Below are 18,053 nucleotides of genomic sequence, written 5' to 3'. Positions count from 1 at the left end.
ACGAATGGAGGCTCATCATGAGCGCTGTCATCACGCCTGCAGATTTTACCGATTACAAAGTTGCCGACATGTCCCTGGCTGCCTGGGGTCGTCGCGAAACCATCATCGCCGAATCCGAAATGCCTGCCCTGATGGGTCTGCGCCGCAAGTACGCCGGTGAGCAGCCGCTCAAAGGCGCCAAGATTCTCGGCTGCATCCACATGACCATTCAGACTGCCGTGCTGATCGAAACCCTGGTTGCCCTGGGTGCCGAAGTACGCTGGTCGTCCTGCAACATTTTCTCGACTCAAGACCAGGCCGCTGCTGCTATCGCCGCTGCCGGCATCGCGGTGTATGCCTGGAAAGGCGAAACCGAAGAAGAGTACGAGTGGTGCCTGGAGCAAACCATCCTGAAAGATGGCGCGCCTTGGGATGCCAACATGATCCTCGACGACGGCGGCGACCTGACCGAGCTGCTGCACAAGAAATACCCGGCGATCCTGGACCGCGTCCACGGCGTCACCGAAGAAACCACCACTGGCGTGCACCGTCTGCTGGACATGCTGGCCAAGGGCGAGCTGAAAATCCCGGCCATCAACGTCAACGACTCGGTGACCAAGAGCAAGAACGACAACAAGTACGGCTGCCGTCACAGCCTGAACGACGCGATCAAGCGCGGCACCGACCACCTGCTGTCCGGCAAGCAAGCGCTGGTCATCGGTTACGGTGACGTGGGCAAGGGCTCGGCCCAGTCCCTGCGTCAGGAAGGCATGATCGTCAAGGTTTCCGAAGTTGACCCGATCTGCGCCATGCAAGCCTGCATGGACGGCTATGAGCTGGTTTCGCCGTTCATCGACGGCATCAACAACGGCACCGAAGCCTCCATCGACAAAGCGCTGCTGGGCAAGATCGACCTGATCGTGACCACCACCGGTAACGTCAATGTGTGCGACTCGAACATGCTCAAGGCCCTGAAGAAGCGCGCTGTTGTCTGCAACATCGGCCACTTCGACAACGAAATCGACACCGCTTTCATGCGCAAGAACTGGGCATGGGAAGAAGTGAAGCCACAGGTTCACAAGATCCACCGTACCGGCCCTGGCGCGTTCGACGCCCAGAACGACGACTACCTGATCCTGCTGGCCGAAGGCCGTCTGGTTAACCTGGGTAACGCCACCGGTCACCCAAGCCGCATCATGGACGGTTCGTTCGCCAACCAGGTGCTGGCGCAGATCTTCCTGTTCGGCCAGAAGTACGCCGACCTGTCGCCAGCCCAGAAAGCCGAGCGCCTGACCGTTGAAGTACTGCCGAAGAAACTCGACGAAGAAGTGGCCCTGGAAATGGTCCGCGGTTTCGGCGGCGTCGTGACTCAACTGACCAAGACCCAGGCCGACTACATCGGCGTGACCGTCGAAGGCCCGTTCAAGCCGCACGCCTACCGGTACTGACAGCAGCTGCAAGTGGCAAGCTTCAAGCGGCAAGTAAAAGCGGTTCGTTTACTTGTGGCTTGAGGCAGGCGCTTGCTTCTTCATCGCTTTTTTGCAGCCGTGAGTTGCGGGCTTCAACTACGAGAGTCGGCGCTACGCCCTCTTGCAGCTTGCAGCTTGCAACTTGCAGCTGGAGGTCCCCTCCATGTCCCAAGACCGTCGCTACAGCTTCGAGTTCTTCCCGACCAAGACCGATGCTGGGCATGAAAAACTGCTCGCCACTGCCCGTCAGCTGGCGACGTACAACCCCGATTTCTTTTCCTGCACCTATGGCGCTGGCGGTTCGACCCGTGATCGCACCATCAACACCGTGTTGCAGCTCGAAAGTGAAGTCAAAGTCCCGGCCGCACCGCATCTGTCTTGCGTGGGCGACAGCAAGGACGACCTGCGCAGCCTGCTGACGCAATACAAGGCTGCCGGCATTACCCGTATCGTTGCCCTGCGCGGTGACCTGCCTTCGGGCATGGGCATGGCCAGCGGTGAACTGCGCCACGCCAACGACCTGGTTGAATTCATTCGTGAAGAAACCGGCGATCATTTCCACATCGAAGTCGCCGCTTACCCGGAAATGCATCCACAAGCGCGCAATTTCGAAGACGATCTGAACAACTTCGTGCGCAAGGCCAACGCCGGCGCCGACAGCGCGATCACCCAGTACTTCTTCAACGCCGACAGCTACTTCTACTTTGTCGAGCGTGTACGGGCGATGGGCGTGAACATCCCGATCGTGCCGGGGATCATGCCGATCACCAACTACAGCAAACTCGCGCGCTTCTCCGATGCCTGCGGTGCGGAAATCCCGCGCTGGATCCGCAAGCAACTGGAAGCCTACGGCGATGACACCCAGAGCATTCAAGGCTTTGGCGAGCAAGTCATCACCGAAATGTGCGAACGCCTGCTGCAAGGTGGCGCGCCAGGGTTGCACTTCTATACGTTAAACCAGGCTGAGCCGAGTCTGGCGGTGTGGAATAACCTGAAGTTGCCGCGGTAAAACAGCTGCAAGCTTCAAGTTGAAAGCGACAAGCCAGATCAAAAGATCGCAGCCTTCGGCAGCGCCCACGCGCCTCCGAGCGCTGCGATCTTTTGCTTTCAACGCCCGAAACAGAGCTTCTGGATCCCGTTTCTGGCTCTTTACGGTTTCTCGTCGTAATCTCAAGTCATGCCATTGATCGCGCAGTTACTGACCGTGCTTCTTTTCACTTGCCTGAGCTTCGCCGCCCGGGGCGAGAAATTGCGCATTGTCACAGAGCCGTGGGCGCCGTACGTGTACGAGGAAAACGGCAAAGCCCTGGGCCTGGACTACGAAACCACCGCCATCGTCTTCAAACGCCTGGGCATCGAAGTGGAATGGCAATTCCTGCCCTGGAAGCGCTGCCTGTCGATGCTCGACACCGGCCAGGCCGACGGTGCGCTGGACATTTTCCACAGCGACGAACGCGACGCCACCCTGCTCTACCCCAGCGAACCGCTCTCGGAAGTCGAGTTCGTGATGTTCTACGCCAACGAACGACCTCATCCGTTTCGCACCCTTGAAGAACTCAAAGGCCTGACCATCGGCACCTCGCCGGGTTATCTCTACAGCGAGGACTTCAGCGGTTCGACATTGTTTACCCGGGAGCCGGCGCCGACCCACGAAGCCAACTTCGGCAAGCTGCTGCGCGGGCGCATCGACCTGTTGATCACTGACCGCCGGGTCGGCCAGCATTTGCTGGATGAGCTGAACATTCGCGATCAGATCAGCGAAAACCCGACGATCATCAGCCACCAGAGCCAATTCCTGGCGGTCCGACGCAATGCCGGCATGGATTTGCTGGTGCAACGTTTCGGCGCCGAACTCAAGCGCTTCAAGCGTGAGCCCGCCTACGCCGAGCTGAGCGCCCGTTATGGCGCCGGCCCGGCCCCCGATCTGCAAGCGCCAGGCATCACCGCCGCCCGTGGAAAAACCGTTGAGCAGCAGGAAAGCGGCGCGCAGTGAATGCTCTGTTATACTCCGGCCTTCCCGCCAGGCTCACGCCCGGACGCTCGGAATCGTTCAAGGCATCTCGACCCCGCTACAGCGCAGCTTTTCAGCCCGCGCGAGCGCTCCAGACGAGCCTTCGAAAACCCAGCAGGACCGGACGGGATTGCGTCCTCTTAAACGCCATTCGCGCCAGGCAAGACTCCCATTGGGCCAAGCCCTAACTAAAACAGGATTACTCATGTCCTTTGCTTCCCTCGGTCTCTCCGAGGCTTTAGTCCGTGCCATCGAGGCAGCGGGCTATACCGAGCCTACTCCGGTGCAACAGCGGGCTATCCCCGCCGTGTTGCAAGGTCGCGACCTGATGGTCGCGGCGCAGACAGGTACTGGTAAAACCGGCGGCTTCGCCCTTCCGATCCTGGAGCGGTTGTTCCCCAACGGTCACCCGGACAAATCCCAGCGTCACGGCCCGCGCCAACCGCGCGTCCTGGTCCTGACCCCTACCCGCGAACTCGCGGCTCAGGTCCATGAAAGCTTCAAGGTCTATGCCCGTGACCTGAAGTTCGTCAGCGCCTGCATCTTCGGCGGCGTCGGCATGAACCCACAGGTTCAGGCCATGTCCCGCGGTGTTGACGTGCTGGTGGCCTGCCCTGGCCGCCTGCTCGACCTCGCCGGTCAAGGCAGCGTCGATCTGTCCCACGTGGAAATCCTCGTGCTGGACGAAGCCGACCGCATGCTCGACATGGGCTTTGTCCATGACGTGAAAAAGGTCCTTGCCCGTCTGCCGAGCAAACGCCAGAACCTGCTGTTCTCGGCGACCTTCTCCAAAGACATCACCGACCTCGCCGGCAAACTGCTGCACAACCCGGAACGCATCGAAGTCACGCCGCCGAACACCACGGTCGAGCGTATCGAACAGCGTGTGTTCCGCCTGGCCGCGAGCCACAAGCGCTCCTTGCTGGCGCATTTGATTACCGCCGGCGCCTGGGAACAGGTTCTGGTCTTCACCCGCACCAAGCACGGCGCCAACCGCCTGGCCGAGTACCTGGACAAACACGGCCTCAGCGCCGTCGCGATCCACGGTAACAAGAGCCAGAACGCGCGCACCAAAGCCCTGGCCGACTTCAAGGCCGGTGAAGTGCGCATCCTGGTTGCCACCGACATCGCCGCTCGCGGCCTCGACATCGACCAGTTGCCCCACGTGGTCAACTTCGAACTGCCGAACGTCGACGAAGACTATGTGCACCGTATCGGCCGTACGGGCCGGGCCGGTCGTTCGGGCGAGGCGATCTCGCTGGTCGCCCCGGACGAAGAGAAGCTGCTGAAAAGCATCGAGCGCATGACCAAGCAGAAGATTGCCGACGGCAACCTGATGGGCTTCGACTCCAGCGCTGTAGAAGCCGAGAAGCCAGAAGTCCGCGAGCGTCCGGATGTGCGTAACCCGCGCAACCCACGTGGCCCGCGCGGCGACGGTCCGAACGGCACTGGCGGTGGCGGCGGTCGTAAAGACAAAGGCAAGGACAAGGGCGGCAAGGAAAAACCTGCCGCTACTGGCCGTGGCGATCGCCCTGCCCGTGAGCACAAACCACGCGAAGGCACTCCGGCCCGCGAACAACAGCGTCCGGCGCCACGCGCTGCGGCGGCTGATCGCGCGCCGGACGAGTTCCTGGACGATGACGTGGATAACTTCGGTAACCGCGTTGACTACGTGCCGCAAGCCAAACCGGCCCAGGGCCGTGGTCGTCGTCCGGGTGCTCCGGCACAAGGCGCGGCAGCGGGCGCAGGTGCTGGTGCTCCGCGCACCGGCGGCAAGCCTCAGGGTCGCCAAAGCGGTCCGCGCAGCAGCGACGGCGCCACCACCGGCACCCCGCCAGCCAAGCGCAGCGGCCCACGCAACGGCGCGCCACGTGACGGTCAGGCCCGTCGCGAAGAGTCCCGCAACCGCCGCCCGGCCCGCACCGACGACCAGCCTCGTTCGGAACCGGCCGTGCAGAACCCGCGTGGCCCGGCACCGAAGATCATCCATAAAGAGTCGAAAACCGATCGGTTCCCGACGCCTGAGCAACTGGATCAACTGCCAGGCCGCCCACGCGGCGAAAAACCAGCATTGCTGACTCGCAATCGCTGATTTTTTGAAGTAATCAAAAATGCCCCGGATCGCGAGATTCGGGGCATTTTTTATGCGCACCAACCCCTGTAGGAGCGAGGCTTGCCCGCGAAGGCGCCATCCGCGACACAACAGAAACCGAGTTGCCCCCGTTCGCGGGCAAGCCTCGCTCCTACAGGGTTTTGTCGTCCATGCAATTTGTGTTCGGCCATAAAAAAACGCCCCCGACCGTGAGATCGGGGGCGTTTTTGTTGAAGCGACGAATGTTACTTCGCTTTCACACCTTCAAACGTGACGTACAGATCAACCGCGTCGGACTGCGGACCCAGGTCCATCATCTTGCCGAAATCAGAGCGCTTGATGCTGGTGGTGCCTTCGAAGCCTGCACGGTAGCCGCCCCATGGATCCTTGCCTTCACCCAGGAAAGTGGCCTTGACCACAACTGGTTTGGTGACACCAGCAATAGTCAGGTTGCCCGCCACGTCGGCAGTGACTTTGCCGTCGGCGTTTTTGCCGGTGGTTTTAACGCCGGTGGACACGAACGTAGCTTTAGGGAAATCAGCTACTTTCAGGAAGTCTTTGCTGGAGATGTGCTTGTCGCGCTCAGCGTTGTTAGTGAAAACGCTGGCGGTGTTCACGTTGAACTCGATCTTGCTGTCTTCTGGCTTGGCAGCGTCGAAGCTGAACTTGCCGTCGATATCCTTGAAGGTACCGGTGATGTAGCTGTAACCCAAGTGGCTGATCTTGAAGTCAACGAAGGCGTGCTGGCCTTCCTTGTCGACGGTGTAGTCAGCAGCCATCACGTTAGCGGACAGCAGCGCAGAACCGATTGCCAGAGCGGCGAGAGTCTTTTTCAACATGCTTTATTTCCTTTTGGAGTCGAGGTTGAATTTCAGGCTTTGCGACCCAGCATTCGCTTAAGGGTCACATCACGGTCGATAAAGTGGTGCTTCAATGCTGCCAACGCATGGAGACCGGAAAAAATTACCAGCGCCCACGCCAGGTACAGATGAATCGCACCTGCGGTATCTGCCTGGTCCGGTAGTCCGGACACCAGTGCAGGCACTTCAAACCAATCAAACACCGGGATCCCGACGCCTTCTGCGGTGGAAATCAGGTAACCGGCAATCATCACAGCAAACAGGCAGAGATACAGAAAGGCATGCCCGAATTTCGCACCCAGGCGCGTCATGCGGCTGTAGCTGGTCAAGGTCGGTGGCGGTGGGCTGATAAGGCGCCACACCACGCGAAACACCATCAACGCCAGCAAGATCAGACCGATGCTCTTGTGGATATCCGGCCCTGCCTTGCGCCAGGGATCGTAATAACCGAGACCGACCATCCACAGACCCAACGCGAACATTGCGAACACCGCCAGCGCTACGCCCCAGTGCATGAAGATGCTGACCCAGCCGTAGCGAGCAGTAGAGTTTCGTAGTTGCATTGCCAAGTCCCTGTAAGTGCTGGCCCAAGACTATCGAGTTATCTATCGATTTAAAGCGGAAAATTTCGCTTTGAAATATCGAGAAATACGATCAAGAGTCTCTTAGGGATGCGTTAAGGAAAGATTAAAGACGCCAATCTCTGAAAAACCAGGTAGTCCAGGCCAAGAACACCTGCGCCATCCGGTTTATTCGAATCGTGAGGGCCCTTTTCTTCAGGCGTAAAAAAAGCGCGGCATCACTGCCGCGCTTTCTTTTTCAACCCAAAGCCCTACTGCGCTTTGGTATCGGTCGCTGCCGGTGTCGTTGCAGCTGGCTTCTTGGCCGCTGGTTTCTTCGCCGGTTCAGCTTTCTTGGCCGGAACCTTTTTAGCATCGGTTTTCGCTGCCGGCTTCTTCGCCGCAGGCTTGGCCGCTTTCTTCGCAGGCTCGGCCTTGGCCGGTGCCGCTGGCTTCGGTGCTTCCACTGGCGCCGGGGCCGGGGTTGGCACTGGAGCAGGGGCCGGAGCTGGCGGGGTCACTGGCTCTGGGGCCTTGACCGGTTCTGGCTTCTTGTCGTCATCCGAACCGCCGAACAGGTTGGTGAAGAAGTTACCTTTCTTCGCCGCCACTGCGCCGGCCGCTGCTGCGGTCGCTGCCGGCACAACTTTCACCGGTTCAAACGACTTGCCCGCCGCCAGGTCTTCAACCTGACTGGCCGCACGCTGGCCGGTGCGCAATGCGCCTTCCAGGGTGCCCGGGTACAAGGTGTCGGTGTGTTCGCCGGCAAAGGCTACACGTTGCAGCGGACGCTCCCACAGGCGCCAGTACTTGCTGATCTGGCCCGGACCGAAGGCCAGGTAAGCGCCACCCATCGACGGGTCGGTGCTGTAGCGGCGGATTTCATAACCGGTGAACGAACCGCGCGCCTGTGGATAAAACGCGTGCAGGCGAATCAGCACCTGATCGACCATCTGCTTGTCGCCGAAAGCCTGCATCACCCGCGCATTGTCGCCGGACAGGTTGATCACCACGTTGGCGCCACCCTTGAGCGCCGGCTCTACCCACAACATACCGAGGCCGGCGTTGCTGTAGATCTCGCCGGACATGCGCGCCTTGCTTTCCCAGACCGGGGTCTTGAACTTCAGCATGATCTGGTCGCGCCAACCGTAGTTGGTGCCCTTGATCGCGCCCATGTGCTGGGCATCCAGCGACGGGGTCATGATGATCTTGCTCAGGGCGCGCAATGGCACAGCGACCACTACGTAGTCAGCCTGATAGCCAACACTGCCGACCTTGACGGTCACGCCGTCCTTGTCCTGGGTGATGGCCGAGACTGGCGAGTTGGTCTTGATCGTCTTCAGTTGTTTGACGAAGGCCTGGGCCAGCACCGGGCTACCGCCGATCAGGCGCGAAGCGCGCAAGTCACGGTCGGAAACGCCTTGGTACACACGGCTCTGTTGTGCGAAATACAGCAGCGACAGGCGCGAAGGTTCGTCGTAACGGGTACGAATCTGCTGGTTCACCAACTGACGGGCAGTCGCTGGCAGGGTCAGACGATCGAGCCAGTTGGCCACGTTGATCTGGTCCAGGGCGAACAGCGTGCTGTTGGCTGCCGGGTTTTGCGGGTCGGTGATCGAGCGCGCCAGGTCGTCGAGGGTCTTTTCGTAGCGTTTGAGCGCTTCGGCGGTGGCCGGTTGCTTGGTTGCCAGGTCGGCGGCGGTGAAGTATTCGCCGTCGATCAGGTAGCCCGGTGTACGCACGAATTCAGGCGCCGGCGTGGTGCCGAGCTTGAAGGTCGACACATATTTGTTCAGCACCGGTTGGGCCTTGTCGTTACCAATCCACTCGCTGGTGGCCATGCCGGAGCGACCGCCCAGGCTTGGCTTGGCTTCCAGCAGGGTGACCTGCCAGCCTTTGTTTTGCAGCTCGTAGGCCGCGGTGAGGCCCGAAAGCCCGCCGCCGATCACGATTGCCGTTTTATCCTTGGCCAGCGCCGAAACGCTGAACAGCCCCAACATCACCAGCGCACAGGCGCGCAGCCAACCAGCAGACATTCAGCGAACTCCGGAAATCAGGTAGGAAAAAGCAGTTTTGCGAGTCAGACGACTCAAAGAACCGCGAAGAATACGTCAGCCATCAAAACGCCGCCAGCGACGTCTATCACCCCATACAAAGTAGCTCAATCGACACAATGGGTTGTCCCGGCGCGATGCATTGCATAGGCTTGCGCGATTGTTTGCCCGCGCCTGCCGCGGACCGCCTCGAGGAGACTGTAAATGGGCCTGAATAATCAGTGGATGCAACGGGACCTGGCCGTGTTGTGGCACCCCTGCACCCAGATGAAAGACCACGAACAGCTGCCGCTGATCCCGATCAAGCGCGGTGAAGGCATCTGGCTGGAAGACTTCGAAGGCAAGCGCTACCTCGACGCCGTCAGTTCCTGGTGGGTCAACGTGTTCGGCCACGCCAACCCGCGAATCAATCAGCGCATCAAGGACCAGGTCGATCAACTGGAACACGTGATCCTTGCTGGTTTCAGCCATCAGCCGGTGATCGAGCTGTCCGAACGCCTGGTGAAGATGACCCCGGAAGGCCTGACCCGGTGCTTCTACGCCGATAACGGTTCGTCCTGCATCGAAGTCGCGCTGAAAATGAGCTTTCACTACTGGCTCAACCGCGGCCAGCCAAACAAGAAGCGCTTCGTCACCCTGACCAACGGCTATCACGGCGAAACCATGGCGGCGATGGCGGTGGGCGACGTGCCGCTGTTCACCGAAACCTATAAAGCCCTGCTGATGGACACCATCAAGGTGCCGAGCCCGGATTGCTACCTGCGCCCGGAAGGCATGAGCTGGGAAGAACACTCGCGCAACCTGTTCGTCGCCATGGAACAGACCCTGGCCGAGAACCATGACACCGTCGCCGCCGTGATCCTTGAGCCGTTGATTCAAGGCGCGGGCGGCATGCGCATGTACCACCCGGTTTACCTCAAGCTGCTGCGCGAAGCCTGCGACCGTTATGGCGTGCACCTGATCCACGACGAAATCGCCGTCGGCTTCGGCCGCACCGGGACGATGTTCGCCTGTGAACAGGCCGGCATCCGCCCGGACTTCCTGTGCCTGTCCAAGGCCCTGACCGGCGGCTACCTGCCACTGGCGGCGGTGCTGACCACCGACGACGTCTACAGCGCCTTCTACGACGACTACCCGACCCTGCGCGCCTTCCTCCATTCCCACAGCTACACCGGCAACCCGCTGGCGTGCGCAGCGGCACTGGCGACGCTGGATATCTTCGAAGAAGACAACGTCATCGAGAACAACAAGGCCCTGGCCCAGCGCATGGCCACCTCCACCGCGCACCTGGTCGATCACCCGAACGTGGCGGAAGTGCGCCAGACCGGCATGGTCCTGGCCATCGAGATGGTCAAGGACAAGGCGACCAAGGAAGCCTACCCGTGGCAAGAGCGCCGTGGCTTGAAAGTGTTCAAGCACGCCTTGGAGCGCGGTGCTTTACTTCGCCCGTTGGGCAGCGTGGTGTATTTCCTGCCGCCGTACGTGATTACCCCGGAGCAGATTGATTTCCTCGCGGAGGTGGCCAGTGAAGGGATCGATATTGCGACCCGCAATAGCGTCAGCGTGTCGGTGCCGGAAGACTTTCACCCCGGCTTCCGCGATCCGGGCTAACAGGCACTGCATAACCCTTGTGGCGAGGGAGCTTGCTCCCGCTGGAGGCCGAAGGACTCCCAACCCCACTCAACGCGGTACATCAGAAACACCGCGCTGAATGGATTGGCGACTGCTTCGCAGCCGAACGGGAGCAAGCTCCCTCGCCACAAAGAGTCAGCAGCCACAAAAGCGATTCCGAGCCAATTTTTAGAGACCCAAGATGAGACTGTCCCGCTTCTTTATCGACGCCCCCCTGAGCACCGGCGAGCACGAGTTGCCCGAGGCCCAGGCCCATTACATCAGCCGCGTGCTGCGCATGGCCGAGGGTGATGCGGTGCAATTGTTCGACGGCTCGGGCCACGAGTTTCGGGGTTCGCTGGTGGAAGTCGGCAAGAAACGCGTGGTGGTGCAACTCGATGAAAGCTTCATCGGGCAAGTGGAGTCGCCGTTGTCGATCCACCTCGGCCAGGGCCTGTCCCGTGGCGAGCGGATGGATTGGGCGATCCAGAAAGCCACCGAACTGGGCGTGACCGAAATCACCCCGATCTTCACCGACCGCTGCGAAGTCCGCCTCAAGGACGAACGCGCCGACAAACGCCTGCTGCATTGGCGCCAGGTGGCGATCAGCGCTTGCGAGCAGTGCGGGCGCTCACGGGTGCCGGTGATTCATCCGCCGCTGCTGTTGGCGGATTGGTTGAAGCAGACCGACGCGGAATTGAAGCTGGTGCTGCATCCGGTGGCGCAGCCGCTGGTGAGTCATGCCAAGCCTGCGACCCTGGCGTTTCTGATCGGCCCTGAAGGGGGGTTGTCGGAGGCGGAAGTGGATCAGGCCAAAGGGGCGGGTTTTCATGCGGCTCGACTGGGCCCGCGGGTGTTGCGCACAGAGACCGCGCCGGTGGTGGCGTTGGCGGTGGCTCAGCAATTGTGGGGTGATTTCTAAAAAGATCGCAGCCTTTGATCGTTCCCACGCTCTGCGTGGGAATGCCTCTTCGGACGCTCTGCGTTCGGCTCTGGATGGGACGCGGAGCGTCCCGGGCTGCATTCCCACGCGGAGCGTGGGAACGATCAACGATCAACGATCAGGATCAGGAGTCGGTTATTGCACCGGCTCACTCACCGGTTTGGCGATGATCGCTTTCAACTCGCTGGTCATCGGAAACTCCAGGTTCAAGCCCTTGGGCGGAATCGGCTGCTGGAACCAGCGGTTGTAGATGCCGTTGATTTCCCCCGAGCTGTACAGGTCGGCGAGTGTCGAGTTCACCAACTCGAGAAATTGCGGATCGCCCTTGCGCACCATGCAGCTGTAGATTTCCCGCGATTGTTCCTCACCCACCACCACCCAGTTATGCGGATCGCGAGCCTTGGCCCGTTCGCCGTAGAGCAGCGCATCGTCCATGTAAAACGCCGCCGCCCTGCCCGACTGCAACATCTGGAACGCTTCGCCGTGGTCCTTGGCGCTGATCACGAACATGTCGATCTTGTGATCGACGTTGTAGCTCTTCAGAAACCGCTCATTGGTGGTCCCCGCAGTGGTCACGACATTCTTGCCACGCAGGTCGGCGAAGCTTTTGATCCCGCTGTCCTTGGCCGTGAGCAACTGCCCTTTCACATAGATAAACCCGTAGGAAAACGCCACTTGCTGCAGGCGCTCGGCCGTCACCCCGGTGGAGCCGCACTCAAGGTCGACCGTGCCGTTCTGCACCAGCGGAATGCGGGTTTGCGAGGTCACCAGGTTGTACTTCACCTGCAAGTTCGGCTGATCGAGTTTTTGCTTGATGCGCTCGACAATTTTGCCCGCCAGGTCCACCGAGTAACCCATCGGCTGCCCCGAGTGATCACCCACGTAGGAGAACGGCACCGACGCATCGCGATAGCCCAGGGTGATGCTCTTGGCATTCGCGACCTTGTTCAGCGTGCCCGTCAGCGGCGCTTCCGTGGCCTGGACCTGACTGCCGAGCAGCAGACCGAGGGTGCAGCCGATCAACGTGATTTTTTGCATTGTTATTCTCCGTTGTGGGTGGGGCGATTAGCGGCGGGCGGCGATCACGGTGATTTCCACCAGTACTTCGGGACGGGCCAGTTGCGCCTGCAAGGTGGTGCGGGTCGGCGCCTTGCCCAGCGACAGCCATTGCGACCAGACCTCGTTCATGGCGGCGAAATCGCGGCCAATGTCGCTTAGGTAAATAGTCGCGCTGAGCAGGTGATCCTTGTCGCTGTCGGCCTCGGCCAGCAGCGCATCGATTTTCGCCAGCACCTCGGCGGTCTGGCCGCTGACGTCGCGGCTCTCGCCCGGCACCTGGCCCGAGAGAAACACCAGTTCGCCAAAGGTCAGGGCGGCGGAGAGGCGGCTGTTGCTGTTGATTCGGTTGATGCTCATCGGTTCTTCCTTTTCAAGCTCAAGTCAGGCGACGCGAGGCGCGAGGCCGTGCATTTCAATCGAAGGTGCGCGCTGCGTCAGCAAATCCCTGAGCAGTCGCGCGCTGCCGCAGGCCAAGGTGAAACCCAGCGCGCCATGGCCGAGATTGAGCCAAAGGTTGCGGTACGCCGTGGCGCCAATCAGCGGCACGCCGCTGGGGGTCGCCGGGCGCATGCCGGCCCATTCGATGGCGGCGTCGTAGTCGCCGGCATGGGGCAAGGTGTCCTGGGCCTGGCGTTTGATCAGCGCCAGGCGCTTGGGATCGAGCGCCGGGTCGAAGCCGACAATGTCGACCATCGCCGCCACCCGCAGTTGAGCACCGATGCGGGCGTAAACGATCTTGCGGTTGTAATCGGTGATGCTCAGATCCGGCGCGCGATGTTCGGCGCGAATCGGTGCGGTCAGGCTATAGCCCTTGAGCGGGTACAGCGGCAGGTTCATACCGGGCAACGCCAGCGCCGGGCTGCGATGCCCGGCCGCGATCACCAGCTGCTCGACCGGCAACACCTGCGCGCCCATTTCGATGGCCTGCACCGCGCCGTCCATGTGGCGAATGCCGGTGACCGTTTGCCCGAGCAAAAACTCGCAACGCCCCGACGCCTTGAGCCGGGCCACCAGTTGCTGGCAGAACCCGTGGCAGTCGGCGACTTCTTCATCCGGGGTGTAAATCGCGCCCACGAACGGCGCCTCGGCAAGTGCCGGTTCCAGTTGGGCGCATTCGGCCCGGGACAACACCTGCTGCTGTTGTGGATCAGCCAGACCGTGGCGCGCATGCTCGAAACTCGCGGCTTCACGAAACGTCACCAGTTTGCCGTTGCGCCGCCAGTCGAAGCCGTCGAGACGGTCTTCCTCGCGCCAGCCTTGCAACGTCGTCTGGCTGAGCAGCGCCAGGCGCAGCAGATGCGCGCTGTTGCGCTGGTTCACCGAGCTGCGGCAGGCCGCCAGAAAGGACGCCATCCAGCGCCATTGCGCCGGGTCCAGCCGTGGGCGCAGCTTCAGGGGTGAGTCACCGCGCAGCATCCAGCCGATCGCCTGCAACGGCACGCCGGCGTCGGCCAGCGGTGCGACGTAGCGGTAGGACAACTGGCCGCCGTTGGCGAAACTGGTTTCGCTGGCCAGCGAGTCCCGGGCCTCGACCAGCGTCACGTCGATGCCGTCGCGCACCAGTGCGTAAGCCGTGGTCAGCCCGATGACGCCGCCGCCGATGATGCAAACCCGCTGAGCCATGTCTGTCCTTAACCGTTGTTGAAACAGGCCTCAGGTTAGGACCAGGTGACAGCCGTTGAACAATGCATAAAGATGGCTCACCCATAAACAAAGGTTATGGACTCGCCATGCGCCTGCGTCACATCGAGATTTTCCAAGCCATTCGCCAGACCGGTTCGGTCAGTGGCGCCGCCCAGTTGCTGCACGTCTCGCAGCCGGCGGTGAGCAAAGTACTGCAACACGCCGAGCAGCAACTGGGCTTTGCGTTATTCCTGCGGGTGCGCGGTAAATTGCAGGCCACGCCCGAAGCGCTGGAGCTTGAGCGTGAGGTCGATAAGGTCACCGAAAGCCTGCAAGGTGTGCGACGCCTGGCCCAGAGCCTGCGCCGCGAGCCGGGCCACAGTGTGCGGATCGGCGCGATCCCGGCGTTAGCGCTGTCGCTGCTGCCACCGGCGATCAACGAATGGACACAACGTTACCCGGACATCGTCTGCGAACTGTCCAGCGCCCACAGCCGTGAGTTGATGCAGAACCTGTTGATGCGCGAAGTGGACGTCGCCCTGACGTTGCAGCCGCCGGATCATCCGGGGCTGAAGGCCCAAGCCCTGGCCAGCGGGATGCTGGTGGCGTTGGCGCCGCTGGGTTATTGGCCCGCTGACAGCCACGGCCAGCCGTTGCCATTGCTCGAACTGGCCGGCGCGCCGCTGATCGGCCTGTCCAGCGCCGACCCATTGGCCGCCCGGCTCGACAGCTACCTGGAAGCGGTCGATCCGCCGCCGCGAGTGCGCATTGCCGTGCAAACTTATTCACTGGCCCGGGCGATGGTGGAATCCGGGGCCGGGCTGGCGGTCATCGACCCGTTCACCGCCCTCGGCGCCTCCCCCGCCGCCACGGCGATTCGTCCCCTGGCACCGGCGCTGCCGATCACCTTGTACGCCGTGACCCGCGCCGACGAACCGCCGCCGCATACCTTGAGCGACCTGTTGCAGGTCTTCAGCCGCAGGGCGCAGGCGCAACTGGATCGATTGATTCTGTAATGTGTGCCTGCTCGCGAAAGCGTCAGCAATTGTGGGGGGACTTCTAGGGCCCCATCACCCGTAGGAGCGAGGCTTGCCCGCGAAAGCGTCGGTACATTCAACATTTATGCTGACTGACACGCCGCCGTCGCGGGCAAGCCTCGCTCCTACAGGACGCATTATCGTTTAGAGCACGTAAAACAGAATCGCCACAAAGTGCAGCAGGCTCCCGGCGATCACGAACAGATGCCAGATCCCGTGGGCATGGCGCAGGCGATGGTCGAGGGCAAAAAAGATAATGCCCACGGTGTACAACACCCCACCCGACGCCAGCCAGGCAAAACCGGTCGAGCCCAGCGCCGCAAGCAGCGGCTTGACCGCCACCAGCACGATCCAGCCCATCACCGCGTAGATCACGATCGACAGAATCCGCGCCTCCGAGCGCGGCTTGATCTCTTGCAGGATGCCGATCAGCGCCAATCCCCAGACAATGCCGAACAACGTCCAGCCCCACGGCCCACGCAGGGTCACCAGGCAAAACGGCGTGTAGCTGCCGGCGATCAGCAAATAGATCGAAAAGTGATCAACCTTCTGCATGATCTCTTTCTTGCGCCCGCGCACGCTGTGGTACACGGTCGACGCGCTGTAGAGCACCATCAAGGTGAAACCGTAAATCGCCACGCTGACAATCTTCCACGGGCTGCCGTCCATGCTGGCGATCACCAGCATCCACACCACCCCGACCGTCGCCGCCACCGCCCCGACCAGATGGGTCCAGGCGTTCAATCGTTCCCCGTGATACATGTATCGCTTTCCTCGAAATTCGTTGCCGCAGTGCGCAAGGCTCAGGCCTTGAGACTAAAAGCGCAATGTTTCAGGACACATATCCCCGTATTCCCCACATACGTGCACAATCGAGCCATTCGAATAAGAGTCCGGCCCATGCTGATCGACGAAGAGTTGACCCTGAAAAAACTCGAGGTGTTCCTGGCCTTCATGCGCACCGGCAACCTGGCCCGGGCCGCTGCCGAGTTGCAGACCAGCAACGTCAGCGTGCACCGCGCCATCCACTCTCTGGAAAGCGCACTGCGCTGTCCGTTGTTCAAGCACGAAGGCCGCAACCTGACGCCGCTGGAAAGCGCTTATGTGCTGGAAGAACGGGCGCAGAAGCTGATTCAGGACGTGGTCGAAAGCGTGCGCCTGACCCGCGAAGCGGCCGGGTTCTCGGCGGAGCGCTTCAAACTCGGTTCGCTGTATTCGCTGACGGTGAAGACCGTGCCGCAGCTGATCATGGGCCTGAAAATCCGCCGCAGCGAACTCAACATCGACCTGATCCTCGGCTCGAATATTGACCTGCTCTACAAGCTGAAAAACATGGAAGTCGACGCGATCCTGGTGTCCCTGGACGACAGCGTCAACGACCCGGACTGCGAGCAGATTCAACTGTTCTCCGACGACATCTTCCTCGCCACCCCGGCCGATTCGAAGTTTGCCCAACGGGCGGAAGTCGACCTGGCGGAAGTGCGCGACGAAACCTTCATCACCCTGACCCAGGGCTTCGCCACGCACCAGGACGGGATCCGGGTGTTCAAACAGGCGGGTTTCGAGCCGAAAGTGGCGATGCAGGTCAACGACATCTTCACCCTGCTGAGCATGGTCAGCTCGGGAGTGGGTTATGCGTTGCTGCCGGGGCGGATTGCGGCGGTGTATGAGAATCGGGTGAAGCTGATTCCGTTGCAGGAAAAGTACCGGTTGCAGCAGCACATTGGCGTGGTGTTCCTGAAGGCCAAGGAGCGCGATCCGAATCTGCTGGCGTTGCTGGCGGAGTGTCGGATGTATGCCAATCGCCAGGCTTGAGACCCTGTGGCGAGGGAGCTTGCTCCCGCTCGGGTGCGCAGCACCCGCAAGAATTGGGGCTGCTGCGCAGCCCAGCGGGAGCAAGCTCCCTCGCCACAAAAAGCAGTCAGCGTTTTGATCATTCCCACGCTGATCGTTCCCACGCTCCGCGTGGGAACGATCGGTTTCTGGCGGCTTAGCCGACAATCCCGCGAACAATGAAGTACAACAACGAAGGCCCCAGCAAGCACCCAAGCCCGGTATGGAACGTCGCGGTCAACGCCCCATAAGGCACCAACCGCCGATCCGTCGCCGCCAGCCCCGCCGTCACGCCACTCACGGTGCCGGCCAACCCGCCAAACACCATCGCCGAACGCGGGTTATCCAGGCCCATCCATTTCGCCGCCATCGGCGTGCCGACCATCACGAAAATCGCCTTGATCAACCCGGTGGCAATCGACAACGCCACCACATCCGAACTGGCACCAATCGCCGCCCCGGTCACCGGCCCGACGATGTAGGTCACGGCGCCCGCGCCGATGGTGGTCATGCTGATTGCATCGCGATAACCGAAGGCCCAGGCAATGCTCGCGCCGACAATGAACGGCAGAATCGTGCCCAGCAGCAACGCTATCGCGCCGATCATCCCGGCCTTTTTTGCTTCGGTGGCCTGCACTTCGAACGCCGTGGCGACGATGGCAAAGTCCCGCAGCATGGCGCCGCCCATCAAGCCGATGCCAGAGAACAACGACAGATCTGCCAGGCCTTTCTGCCCGCCAGTCATGGTGCCGCCGACCCAGGCCAGCACCAGGCCGATGACGATGGCAATCGCCGAGCCGTGAATCCGCCCGAACGTCAGGCGCTTGGACAACACCACCGACACCCACATGATCACGCCGACGAAGGCGAACGCGGTGATCAGCGAATTATTGATCAGGCCTTTCTCGATGACTTCCCACAT

Annotated in this window: 16 protein-coding genes; 8 read left to right on the top strand and 8 right to left on the bottom strand. The window is 61.3% G+C overall.

Annotated features, from left to right (window positions below; translation table 11 throughout):
- The first annotated feature begins 17 nt into the window (after positions 1-17).
- From ahcY to ACZ89E_RS24960, 4 genes are all read left to right on the top strand, one after another.
- Positions 18-1,427, top strand: coding sequence for an adenosylhomocysteinase (gene ahcY, locus ACZ89E_RS24975; protein WP_133835625.1), 1,410 nt, complete (start codon positions 18-20; stop codon positions 1,425-1,427).
- 184 nt (positions 1,428-1,611) lie between these two features.
- On the top strand, positions 1,612-2,457 hold the full coding sequence (gene metF, locus ACZ89E_RS24970; RefSeq protein WP_123599646.1) for a methylenetetrahydrofolate reductase [NAD(P)H]: 846 nt from the start codon (positions 1,612-1,614) through the stop codon (positions 2,455-2,457).
- Between the two features lie 168 nt (positions 2,458-2,625).
- Complete coding sequence (locus tag ACZ89E_RS24965) at positions 2,626-3,441, top strand: substrate-binding periplasmic protein (RefSeq protein WP_149659696.1); 816 nt, start codon at positions 2,626-2,628, stop codon at positions 3,439-3,441.
- A gap of 223 nt (positions 3,442-3,664) precedes the next feature.
- On the top strand, positions 3,665-5,551 hold the full coding sequence (locus ACZ89E_RS24960; protein ID WP_149659697.1) for an RNA helicase RhlE2: 1,887 nt from the start codon (positions 3,665-3,667) through the stop codon (positions 5,549-5,551).
- 245 nt (positions 5,552-5,796) lie between these two features.
- Here ACZ89E_RS24960 and ACZ89E_RS24955 read toward each other — a convergent pair whose 3' ends face one another.
- The 3 genes from ACZ89E_RS24955 to ACZ89E_RS24945 all read right to left on the bottom strand — a co-directional run bounded on the left by ACZ89E_RS24955 (position 5,797) and on the right by ACZ89E_RS24945 (position 9,007).
- Entirely contained in the window at positions 5,797-6,390 is a 594-nt protein-coding gene (locus ACZ89E_RS24955; protein ID WP_149659698.1) for a YceI family protein, read from the bottom strand.
- A gap of 32 nt (positions 6,391-6,422) precedes the next feature.
- Complete coding sequence (locus tag ACZ89E_RS24950) at positions 6,423-6,974, bottom strand: cytochrome b (RefSeq protein ID WP_149659699.1); 552 nt, start codon at positions 6,972-6,974, stop codon at positions 6,423-6,425.
- A 269-nt stretch (positions 6,975-7,243) separates the two neighbouring features.
- On the bottom strand, positions 7,244-9,007 hold the full coding sequence (locus ACZ89E_RS24945) for a flavin monoamine oxidase family protein (RefSeq protein ID WP_476256646.1): 1,764 nt from the start codon (positions 9,005-9,007) through the stop codon (positions 7,244-7,246).
- 222 nt (positions 9,008-9,229) lie between these two features.
- Here ACZ89E_RS24945 and ACZ89E_RS24940 point away from each other — a divergent pair, with 222 nt between their 5' ends.
- Together ACZ89E_RS24940 and ACZ89E_RS24935 are read left to right on the top strand one after the other, a co-directional pair.
- A complete protein-coding gene (locus ACZ89E_RS24940; protein ID WP_054044354.1) occupies positions 9,230-10,636 on the top strand; it encodes an adenosylmethionine--8-amino-7-oxononanoate transaminase in 1,407 nt (468 codons plus the stop codon).
- A gap of 202 nt (positions 10,637-10,838) precedes the next feature.
- Complete coding sequence (locus ACZ89E_RS24935; RefSeq protein WP_476256645.1) at positions 10,839-11,558, top strand: 16S rRNA (uracil(1498)-N(3))-methyltransferase; 720 nt, start codon at positions 10,839-10,841, stop codon at positions 11,556-11,558.
- Positions 11,559-11,714: 156 nt separating this feature from the next.
- Here the strand turns inward: ACZ89E_RS24935 and ACZ89E_RS24930 are convergent, their stop codons facing one another.
- The 3 genes from ACZ89E_RS24930 to ACZ89E_RS24920 are packed head-to-tail and all read right to left on the bottom strand — an operon-like array spanning position 11,715 to position 14,261.
- The gene (locus ACZ89E_RS24930) at positions 11,715-12,617 is read right to left on the bottom strand and encodes a transporter substrate-binding domain-containing protein (RefSeq protein WP_476256644.1); all 903 of its coding nucleotides are present in this window, start codon (positions 12,615-12,617) and stop codon (positions 11,715-11,717) included.
- 27 nt (positions 12,618-12,644) lie between these two features.
- Entirely contained in the window at positions 12,645-12,995 is a 351-nt protein-coding gene (locus ACZ89E_RS24925) for a RidA family protein (protein WP_476256643.1), read from the bottom strand.
- 24 nt (positions 12,996-13,019) lie between these two features.
- Positions 13,020-14,261, bottom strand: a complete 1,242-nt coding sequence (locus ACZ89E_RS24920) for a D-amino acid dehydrogenase (protein ID WP_476256642.1) — start codon at positions 14,259-14,261, stop codon at positions 13,020-13,022.
- A gap of 107 nt (positions 14,262-14,368) precedes the next feature.
- On the opposite strand from ACZ89E_RS24920, the gene ACZ89E_RS24915 reads away from it, so the two are divergent.
- A complete protein-coding gene (locus tag ACZ89E_RS24915) occupies positions 14,369-15,277 on the top strand; it encodes a LysR family transcriptional regulator (RefSeq protein ID WP_463258733.1) in 909 nt (302 codons plus the stop codon).
- Positions 15,278-15,442: 165 nt separating this feature from the next.
- Here the strand turns inward: ACZ89E_RS24915 and trhA are convergent, their stop codons facing one another.
- Positions 15,443-16,060, bottom strand: coding sequence for a PAQR family membrane homeostasis protein TrhA (gene trhA, locus ACZ89E_RS24910; RefSeq protein WP_054044362.1), 618 nt, complete (start codon positions 16,058-16,060; stop codon positions 15,443-15,445).
- A gap of 138 nt (positions 16,061-16,198) precedes the next feature.
- Here trhA and ACZ89E_RS24905 point away from each other — a divergent pair, with 138 nt between their 5' ends.
- Positions 16,199-17,113, top strand: coding sequence for a LysR family transcriptional regulator (locus tag ACZ89E_RS24905; protein WP_476256641.1), 915 nt, complete (start codon positions 16,199-16,201; stop codon positions 17,111-17,113).
- A 175-nt stretch (positions 17,114-17,288) separates the two neighbouring features.
- On the opposite strand, the gene madM is transcribed toward ACZ89E_RS24905, so the two are convergent.
- Positions 17,289-18,053, bottom strand: a complete 765-nt coding sequence (madM, locus tag ACZ89E_RS24900; RefSeq protein WP_133835615.1) for a malonate transporter subunit MadM — start codon at positions 18,051-18,053, stop codon at positions 17,289-17,291.

This window comes from Pseudomonas sp. TE3899 (genome assembly GCF_056279105.1).
This window is presented reverse-complemented; position numbering and strand designations above follow the sequence as displayed.

Bases quoted from the DNA above. Each gene is read 5' to 3' on its own strand.
- ahcY (WP_133835625.1), top strand. From the start codon at position 18: ATGAGCGCTGTCATCACGCCTGCAGATTTTACCGATTACAAAGTTGCC.
- metF (WP_123599646.1), top strand. From the start codon at position 1,612: ATGTCCCAAGACCGTCGCTACAGCTTCGAGTTCTTCCCGACCAAGACC.
- ACZ89E_RS24965 (WP_149659696.1), top strand. From the start codon at position 2,626: ATGCCATTGATCGCGCAGTTACTGACCGTGCTTCTTTTCACTTGCCTG.
- ACZ89E_RS24960 (WP_149659697.1), top strand. From the start codon at position 3,665: ATGTCCTTTGCTTCCCTCGGTCTCTCCGAGGCTTTAGTCCGTGCCATC.
- ACZ89E_RS24955 (WP_149659698.1), bottom strand. From the start codon at position 6,390: ATGTTGAAAAAGACTCTCGCCGCTCTGGCAATCGGTTCTGCGCTGCTG.
- ACZ89E_RS24950 (WP_149659699.1), bottom strand. From the start codon at position 6,974: ATGCAACTACGAAACTCTACTGCTCGCTACGGCTGGGTCAGCATCTTC.
- ACZ89E_RS24945 (WP_476256646.1), bottom strand. From the start codon at position 9,007: ATGTCTGCTGGTTGGCTGCGCGCCTGTGCGCTGGTGATGTTGGGGCTG.
- ACZ89E_RS24940 (WP_054044354.1), top strand. From the start codon at position 9,230: ATGGGCCTGAATAATCAGTGGATGCAACGGGACCTGGCCGTGTTGTGG.
- ACZ89E_RS24935 (WP_476256645.1), top strand. From the start codon at position 10,839: ATGAGACTGTCCCGCTTCTTTATCGACGCCCCCCTGAGCACCGGCGAG.
- ACZ89E_RS24930 (WP_476256644.1), bottom strand. From the start codon at position 12,617: ATGCAAAAAATCACGTTGATCGGCTGCACCCTCGGTCTGCTGCTCGGC.
- ACZ89E_RS24925 (WP_476256643.1), bottom strand. From the start codon at position 12,995: ATGAGCATCAACCGAATCAACAGCAACAGCCGCCTCTCCGCCGCCCTG.
- ACZ89E_RS24920 (WP_476256642.1), bottom strand. From the start codon at position 14,261: ATGGCTCAGCGGGTTTGCATCATCGGCGGCGGCGTCATCGGGCTGACC.
- ACZ89E_RS24915 (WP_463258733.1), top strand. From the start codon at position 14,369: ATGCGCCTGCGTCACATCGAGATTTTCCAAGCCATTCGCCAGACCGGT.
- trhA (WP_054044362.1), bottom strand. From the start codon at position 16,060: ATGTATCACGGGGAACGATTGAACGCCTGGACCCATCTGGTCGGGGCG.
- ACZ89E_RS24905 (WP_476256641.1), top strand. From the start codon at position 16,199: ATGCTGATCGACGAAGAGTTGACCCTGAAAAAACTCGAGGTGTTCCTG.
- madM (WP_133835615.1), bottom strand. From the start codon at position 18,053: ATGTGGGAAGTCATCGAGAAAGGCCTGATCAATAATTCGCTGATCACC.